At 72.7% G+C, this 6,828-nt stretch carries 8 protein-coding genes; 3 read left to right on the forward strand and 5 right to left on the reverse strand.

Translation table 11 applies throughout. The features are described from left to right. Positions 1-157: 157 nt before the first annotated feature. Positions 158-1,336, reverse strand: coding sequence for an acyltransferase family protein (locus AC13HU_RS28400; protein ID WP_483044815.1), 1,179 nt, complete (start codon positions 1,334-1,336; stop codon positions 158-160). A 480-nt stretch (positions 1,337-1,816) separates the two neighbouring features. Here AC13HU_RS28400 and AC13HU_RS28405 point away from each other — a divergent pair, with 480 nt between their 5' ends. The 3 genes from AC13HU_RS28405 to AC13HU_RS28415 are packed head-to-tail and all read left to right on the forward strand — an operon-like array spanning position 1,817 to position 2,801. Then, on the forward strand, positions 1,817-2,038 hold the full coding sequence (locus AC13HU_RS28405) for a hypothetical protein (RefSeq protein ID WP_483044816.1): 222 nt from the start codon (positions 1,817-1,819) through the stop codon (positions 2,036-2,038). Further along, positions 2,035-2,541 (forward strand): type II toxin-antitoxin system VapC family toxin, encoded by a 507-nt coding sequence (locus AC13HU_RS28410; RefSeq protein ID WP_483044817.1) that lies wholly within the window; start codon positions 2,035-2,037, stop codon positions 2,539-2,541. Before AC13HU_RS28405 ends, AC13HU_RS28410 begins: the two co-directional genes overlap by 4 nt. Continuing rightward, positions 2,520-2,801, forward strand: coding sequence for a hypothetical protein (locus AC13HU_RS28415; RefSeq protein WP_483044818.1), 282 nt, complete (start codon positions 2,520-2,522; stop codon positions 2,799-2,801). The genes AC13HU_RS28410 and AC13HU_RS28415 overlap by 22 nt, the downstream gene beginning before the upstream one ends. Before the next feature lie 46 nt (positions 2,802-2,847). Here the strand turns inward: AC13HU_RS28415 and AC13HU_RS28420 are convergent, their stop codons facing one another. The 4 genes from AC13HU_RS28420 to AC13HU_RS28435 form a co-directional block, all read right to left on the reverse strand. Then, positions 2,848-3,618 carry an alpha/beta fold hydrolase gene (locus AC13HU_RS28420; protein ID WP_483044819.1) on the reverse strand — a complete coding sequence of 257 codons (771 nt, stop codon included), beginning with the start codon at positions 3,616-3,618 and terminating at the stop codon, positions 2,848-2,850. A gap of 267 nt (positions 3,619-3,885) precedes the next feature. Then, positions 3,886-4,638 carry a VOC family protein gene (locus AC13HU_RS28425; protein WP_483044822.1) on the reverse strand — a complete coding sequence of 251 codons (753 nt, stop codon included), beginning with the start codon at positions 4,636-4,638 and terminating at the stop codon, positions 3,886-3,888. 276 nt (positions 4,639-4,914) lie between these two features. Next, positions 4,915-5,907 (reverse strand): helix-turn-helix domain-containing protein, encoded by a 993-nt coding sequence (locus tag AC13HU_RS28430; RefSeq protein ID WP_483044820.1) that lies wholly within the window; start codon positions 5,905-5,907, stop codon positions 4,915-4,917. Further along, on the reverse strand, positions 5,904-6,828 hold a 925-nt coding region (locus tag AC13HU_RS28435), incomplete at its 5' end, for a peptidoglycan-binding protein (protein ID WP_483044821.1). The genes AC13HU_RS28430 and AC13HU_RS28435, both read right to left, overlap by 4 nt.

Here is a 6,828-nt window from a genome sequence, read left to right on the forward strand (position 1 = left end):
CCGGGGCGGCGGTCGGGCCCGGGCCCGGGCCCGGGCCCGGGCCCGGAGGATCATGGCGTGATCCGACCTCCGACCGCGCCGGCCTCCGACCGCTGCGGCCTCCGACCGCTGACCGCGCCGACCGCCCAACCGCCCAACGGCCCGACCGCCCAACGCCTCAGCGCAGGAACGCCCGTTTGAGGCGTGGGGCGAGCGGCTTCTCGACGAAGCGGTACAGCAGCCAGGCGAGCACCAGCATCATCGCCGTAGCGACCAGCAGGACGGCGACGGGCGGTAGCGCGGTGCTGTGGACGAGGACGGCGACGGCGACCGTGCCCAGGTGGTCGTGGACGAGGTAGAACGGGTAGGTCAGAGCGCCGGCCGTGGTCAACCAGCGCCAGTTCAGGCGGGATACGGCCGGCACCAGGGTCACCACCGCCACGGCGGCGAAGCCGAAGGCGACCACCGCGATCACGCCGAGTTCCGTACGGTGGTGGAAGACGTTCAGGTGCGCGGGCGCGACGTTCGCCTTGACCGCGTAGCGCTGGCCGAGCAGGAAGCCCACCACGACCACGCCCCAGGACATCGCGTCGTGCCCGAAGCGGTACACGAGGTACATCCCCATGCCGGCCACGAAGAAGGGCGCGTACTCCGGCATGAGGGCGGTCTTCGCGAGCGCCTCCCCCGAACTGTCGGCGTACAGCGCGAGGACCGTCCACACCGCGCAGAAGACCAGCACGCGGCGGCGGGTCGCCCCCGGCCACACCACGGCGAGGGCGAAGAGCAGGTAGAAACGCATCTCGGCCCACAGCGTCCAGCACACGCCGAGCACGCGCTCGGCACCGGCCGGCATCTGGAGCATCGTGAAGTTCGTCAGCAGGTCCGCCCGGGAGACGAGGTGGCGGCCGGCCAGGGCGAAGACGACGCTGACGATGACGAGCGCCGCCCAGTAGGCGGGGTAGAGGCGGGTGGCGCGGGATATCGCGAAGCCCTTCAGGTCCCGTCCCCACCCGGACATGCAGATCACGAACCCGCTGATCACGAAGAAGATCTCGACGCCCAGGCAGCCGTAGGAGAACGGTCCGGCCAGATGCGGGAACACCTCCGCGGGCGAGCGGCCCCACGACAGGTCGATGTCGCCGCCACGGCCGGCGTAGTGGTAGGCGCAGACCATCAAGGCGGCGACCAGCCGAAGCCCGTCGAGCGCGCGCAGCCGCCCCCGGGGAGCGGCGGCCGGGCCCGGTTCGGGGCACTGGGCCACGACGGCGGGCAGCGGGGCAGGCGGCGCTCCGACGGACACGGCGCCGGGCGTCCGGTCGGCCGGCCGGTCGAGGGACGAGGGCGTGACGGGGTTCATCTCCGGCGGGACTCCTTCGAGTCGTGTCGGGGTGGCGCCGCAGTGGCGCCCAGCGGATACGGAACGAGCGCGAGCCGCTCGGACGGCTCCGCCCGGGTCCGTCCGTCCGGCCGGCCAGGGCACTGTCGAGCCCGTGGCTGCCGTGGTCGGGCACATCCGGAACTCCCGGGGGGAAGCCGATCGCCCTGTGAGACGCGGGCCCCACCCGAAGGGATGTACGGATATTCGTCCACCCCGGACATGTCATCGAAGCGTCTCCCGCGCTTCAACCGGTGTTCCCCGAACAGAGGGCGGATCGCCACCGGGGCGCCGGGGGCGCCGGGGGTGCGGGCGACCGGGGCGCGTCGAAGGGGCGAGTGGCGGATCGGCGGTCCGCTGGGGTCCGTGGTCGTGCGTTGATGTCCGTGGTTGTTGGATGGGTGCTGGTAGTCCGCCCTCGTTCGGCTCCCACGCCGTGCGGGTTGTCCTTGTCCTGGCGTCATGAACACCTTGCGTGAAGAGCTGCACGAGCTGATCGACCGGCTACCGGAGTCACAGGTCGCACCGATACTGGCCCTCGTGCGGGAGAGCACTCCGGCCGAGGACGGCGGGCAGGAGTGGCCGCTGCCCGACTTCGTCGGCGCGCTGTCCAGCGGCAAGGGTGACCTGGGCGCCCGCTCCAGCGAGATCCTGCGCGCCGAGATGGGGCGCGAGACCGAGTGATCATCTGGGACACCGGGGCGCTGGTCGCCGCTGCCGATGCCCGACGACCAGGACCACGCCGCTGCGTCGAACTGATGCGCCGCACCCCACGCCCGCTGCTGGTCCCCTACCCCGTGCTCACCGAGGTCTGCTACCTCCTGGAACGCGAGCACGGTACCCGCGCTGAGGTCGCCTTCCTGCGCTCCGTCAGCCTCGGGCAGATCAGCCTGATCCCCCTGGCCGCCCAGGACATCGACCGCATGGTCGAACTGGTCGAGAAGTACGCCGATTTCCCCCTCGGCGCGGTCGACGCCTCCGTCTTCGCGGTCGCCGAACGGCTCGGAGCGGACGCCATCGCCACCCTCGACCGCCGCCACTTCAGCGTCGTCCGTCCCAAGGCCCCCCGACGCCGCCGACGAAGCCGTGGTCGCCGGTCCAGGGGCCCATGGTGGTGGCGCGGTCGTTGCCGAAGGGGTCGGTGCGGCGGTAGGTGGCGGCTTGGGTGGTGGCGTTCGCGCGGGTGATCGGCCATCGTCGGGCTGCCGGCGTCGTCGTAGGCGTAGTGCGCGTCCTGGACGATGCCGGTGCCGGTGCCGTCAGTGACCAGCTGCCGGTTGAGGCGCGCGGTGCCGAGATCGTAGTAGTTGGTCTCCTGCACGGAGGGGGCGGCCTTGTTGATCCCGAGGGTGACCTGGGCAGTCTGGCCGATCTCGAAGTACTGTCGCGGCACAACGGCCGCATCGACATCCTGCGCGAGCGGACCGACGGCACCAGCGGCGACTGAGCCTGCCCGGCGGAACGGGTACGGTCCAGCGGAACGGTCCGCCCGGTCAGCCCGCGGGGTACGCCTTCCGCAGGAACCCGCTCACCAGTTCCGTCACCTCCTCGGGCCGCTCCAGGCTGGGGAAGTGCCCGGCCCAGGGCAGTTCGACATGCCGGACGTCGGCGCCGGTGAGCAACTGCGGCAGCTGTGCGGCGATTTGCCGGAAGTCCGCCACGTCGCGCCCACCCGACACCGCGAGGCACGGCGCGCCGACCGCCGAGAGGTCAACCTCCTCCTCCCTTCGCCCAGCCCCCTCGGGCGCTGCCAACTGCACCTCGAAGGCGCGCAGTTGCATCGCCCGCACCTTCGCGCGGGCCTCCTCCCCGGCCTCCGGTCCCAGCCAGGTCGCCACGTTCAACTCGACGGCCCCGGCGACGTCGCCCGCCTCCAGCAGCGCGTCCTCCCGCTCGCCGATCGCGCGCAGTTCCGCACTGGGTTCGTGCCCCGGCAGTCCGGCACACAGCAGCGCCAGAGCGGCCACCCGGTCAGGGCGGCGCGCGGCGATCTCCAGGGCGACATGTCCCCCGTACGAGGAGGCGACCAGCGCGGCCCGCTCGATGCCGAGGACGTCCATCAACTCCACCACGTCTTCAGGATCGTTGTGGCGCTCGTCCGGCAGCGGCGACTCGCCGAACCCCCGGAAGTCGCAGCACACCACCCGGTACCCGGCGTCGACCAGCACCGGCCGCTGCCGATCCCACATCCTCCGGTCGCACACCCCGGAGTGCAGCAGCACCAGGGCCGGGCCGTCTCCTGTCACACCGTAAGCAAGCGTCATACGCCCGACCCTAGGCGCCGGGTCGTGGCACCGCCTCCGAATTCGCCGGGCGCGAAAGCGAGAAGGCGAGAAGGCGTGAGGGGTCGAAGAGCCGAACACCCGGCGGTCCGAACACCCGGCGGTCCAAAGTCCGCACACGATGCCGTGGCCCCGTCCGGCGCCCTTGCGCGCGCAACGGCCGGGCGACTGCCGTGAGGTGACCATCGCCTCCCCGAACCGCAGTCACAACCGCTACCGCAACCGCAGTCACAACCACCACCGCAACCACTAACGGGCCGCGCGCAGGCTGAACTCGTTGCCGTCGGGGTCGGCCAGGGCGATCCGATCGGCCTCGCCCGTAACGGCGTTGCTCGGGTCGGCGGCACCCGGGGCCGGGTCGAGACGGGTCGCGCCCAGGGAGAGCAGGCGGTCGACCTCGGCCCGCAGGTCGCCGCCGGCAGGCACCGCGAGGTCGAGCCGCAGCCGGTCCCGCCCGTGCCTCGGCATCGGCGGCGGGCCGCCCCACGTGATCTTGCTGCCGCCGCGGGGCGAGCGGATCGCGGTCTCCTCGTCCTGGTCCCAGACCAGCGGCCACCCCAGGGCCTTGCTCCAGAAGTAGCCGACCGCCTGCGAACCGTCGCAGGACAGCGCCCCGATGAAGCCGCAGCCGGCGAGGAAGTTGTTGCCCGGCGCGATGACGCAGAACTCGTTGCCCTCGGGATCGGCGAGTACCACGTGGCTCTCCTCGGGGAGTTGGCCGACGTCGGTGTGCCGCCCGCCGAGCTCCAGCGTCCTGGCCACCGTCCGCTGCTGGTCCTGCAGGGAGGTGCTGGTCAGGTCGAAGTGCGCCCGGTTCTGGCCGGACTTCGGTTCGTCGGTCGGCAGGAAGCGGATACGGAAGCCGGTGTCGTCGGCGGGCAGGAGCACGATGCCGTCGTCGGGGTCGTCGACGAGTTCCCGGCCCAGGAGGGCGGACCAGAAACCGGCGAGCCGCGGCGGAGAGGTCGCGTCGATACTGAGGGCGAGGAGTTGGGACGTCATTGCGCTGCGCATCTCCGATCCGGTGGCCGGCCGACCGCGGCCGACGGGGCGCCGTGCCAGCCCTTGACGCCGCAGCCTAGGAGTGACCCGGCTCGCCCGCATCCGAGTTATCCGGGCGGCGGGCGTGCGGGCGGTGGCCGGCGGCCGTGCGGGCGGCCGAGGGCGGCCGGCCAGGTCAGCGCGACGGCAACCGGAAGGCCAGCACCGGATCACCGCGACGGCAACCGGGGGATCAGCCCCAGGTCGGCCTTGGGCCAGCCCCGATCCGGCTCGACCTCAGCGGCCGAAACACTCCGTACGCCCGCCCTCCGCCGGCGTGAAGCACGCCCGCAGTCCCGTGAGGTCCCTCCCGTCGACCATCGGTGTGAAGAGCGGCCCCTCCGCGTCGAAACGGTCGGTGACCCTGACCCGTTGCGGGCCGCTCCCGGCAACCGACACCGCGAGTACGTCGCCGACCTGCGTCTTCCACACGAGCGCCCACGCGGTGTGGCACCGCTCGCTGTAGCTGAACGACAGCCGCGCCCCGGTGCGGGTCCGGTGGGAAGTGCCCAGCCGGTGGGCCTGCCCGGGCATCGCGCAGCCCATCATCTCGGGGTTCGCGCCCGCGCACTTCCCGGCGTCGCAGGCCGGCGCGGGCGACGTCGAGGGCAACGTCGAGGGCAACGTCGAGGGCGATGTCAAGAGCGACGTCGAGGGCACGGCATGCGACGGGCTGCCCTTCGCGCCTGCGTCGAGCAGGGCGGTCGCCCCCAGCGTGGCCGCGACGGCGACCGCGCTCCCGGCCACGCCGAGAGCCCACACCCGCGACCGGATACGAGGGGTACGGCGGCCGGACACCGTTCGGTCCCCGACCGTACGGTCATGGCCCGGCCGGTCGTTGCCCGACGGTCCGCTACCCGGCCGATCGCCGCCGGACCGGTCGTCTCCGGGCGGGCCGTCGCCTGGCCGCTCACCGCCGGCCCCCTCCTTACGTGCCGGTGCCGGTGCCGGCGCCGACGTCCTGTGGCGACCGCTCCACTCCAGATCCGCCAGTTCCCACAACGCCACCAGGCGCGCCGGCGGCTCCCGCGCGATCGCGCACAACGCCTCGACGGCCTGGCGCGGGGCGAGTTGCTTGCCGTCGAGATAGCGCCCCCAGGAGGACTTGCTGTACGCGGTGCGCTCGGCCAGCGCCGTCAGACTCAGGCCGGTCCGGGCCTTCAGGTCGCGCAGTCCCCCGGCCAGCCGCGTGCACGCGGGACCCGCGCCGGGCGGCGTGGCGTCCGTCATCTCCGCAGCACCTGCCAGGTGTTCACGCCCACAACGCCGTCGGGATTCAGCCCGGCCTTGTCCTGTAGGCGCTTGACGGCCCGCGTGGTGTTCGGCCCGATGACGCCGTCGGCTCCCCCGGGATCGAAGCCGTGGTAGCCCAGCAGACACTGCGCTTCGACGACGTCCCACCCGGGTGCGGACAGCAGGGCGGTACGGGTGCTGCTGTAGCCCGCGTACAGCCGGCCGCTCTGCCGGCGGACCGTACAGGGGTACGTCTTCCCGGGCCGGTAGGCGAAGGCTCCGCGGGACGACGCGCGGGACGACGCGGTCGAACCGGACCCTGCGGCGGCTTCGCCGTGGTGCGCTGTCCCCTTGTCCTTCCAGGGGGCCGCGATCAGCAGTCCGACGAGCAGCGCGCCGAGGACCACGATCGTGCAGACGCCGATCAGGGCTGCCCGCCGGGTGCGCCTCGGCTCCGGTACGTCCGCGCCGCGCGCCTCCTCCCCGACCTGGCTGCCGTCCCCGGCCTGACCGCCGTCTCCGGCCTGGCTGCCAACCCCGACCTGATCCCCGTCTCCGGGCTGCCCCTCGTCCGGGTCGGCCCGCGCCGCCTCCCGGGCCTTCCACGCTTCCTCGGCCACCTCGTGCAGCGCCAGCAGCCGGGCCGGATCGCCCCCGCCCACCCGCGCCAGCTTCTCCACCGCTTCCCGCGGCGGCAGCGCCTTCCCGTTGAGATAGCGCTCCCACGACGAACGGCCGTATCCCGTCTTGGACTGGAGCGACGACAGGCTCAGCCCGCTGTGATCTTTCAACCGGCGCATCTGAATGACCAGTTGCCGCACCCGCTCGTCGAGCGAACTCGGCAGTTCCTTCCAACGCGGCATGTTCCACCCCATACGCGTTGAGTGCCACGAGGCGCGGTTTGCGCCCCCCATGTCC

Source organism: Streptomyces sp. NH27 (assembly GCF_056859195.1).

Coding starts and splice junctions, on each gene's coding strand:
- AC13HU_RS28425 (WP_483044822.1), bottom strand. CDS start 4,638: ATGACGTCCCAACTCCTCGCCCTCAGTATCGACGCGACCTCTCCGCCG.
- AC13HU_RS28430 (WP_483044820.1), bottom strand. CDS start 5,907: ATGACGGACGCCACGCCGCCCGGCGCGGGTCCCGCGTGCACGCGGCTG.
- AC13HU_RS28420 (WP_483044819.1), bottom strand. CDS start 3,618: ATGACGCTTGCTTACGGTGTGACAGGAGACGGCCCGGCCCTGGTGCTG.
- AC13HU_RS28400 (WP_483044815.1), bottom strand. CDS start 1,336: ATGAACCCCGTCACGCCCTCGTCCCTCGACCGGCCGGCCGACCGGACG.
- AC13HU_RS28405 (WP_483044816.1), top strand. CDS start 1,817: ATGAACACCTTGCGTGAAGAGCTGCACGAGCTGATCGACCGGCTACCG.